This window comes from Pedobacter paludis (assembly GCF_003173575.1).
Classification (GTDB): Bacteria; Bacteroidota; Bacteroidia; order Sphingobacteriales; family Sphingobacteriaceae; genus Pedobacter; species Pedobacter paludis.
Genome location: NZ_QGNY01000023.1, coordinates 1 through 338, shown reverse-complemented (window position 1 = coordinate 338; position 338 = coordinate 1). Strand labels below are relative to the sequence as shown.

The window sequence follows — 338 nt, the reverse complement described above, 5'->3', positions numbered from 1 at the left end:
AAGAGGCGCCGAAAAATAAAAAATATTTTATTTGGAAGTTGCGAAAAGATTCCTACCTTTGCACTCCCAACGGAAACGAAGGGAAAAGAGAGTCGGAACGGCGGATGCCGGAAAGACAGAAAAAAAAGATTGAAACGGGCGGAAAGCGACAGGAGACCAGAAAGACTCCGGGCGCCGAAAGTTCCGGAGATATATAAAGGCTGCCGCGAGGCAATTGCCGAACAAGTTCTTAAAAGAGATGTCAATGTAGCGTAGCGGCGGTAATGAAGTACTGTTCAAGTACAGAATACCCTGCTTTATTTTAAAGACGGTGTCTAACAGACACAAAAAAGAAGACC

General features: G+C 44.7%; 1 protein-coding gene. It reads left to right on the top strand.

Going from position 1 to position 338, the window contains the following annotated elements:
* Window positions 1-255: hypothetical protein (locus DF947_RS22450; protein ID WP_205940840.1), on the top strand; the 255-nt coding region annotated here is incomplete at its 5' end.
* Window positions 256-338: the final 83 nt, after the last annotated feature.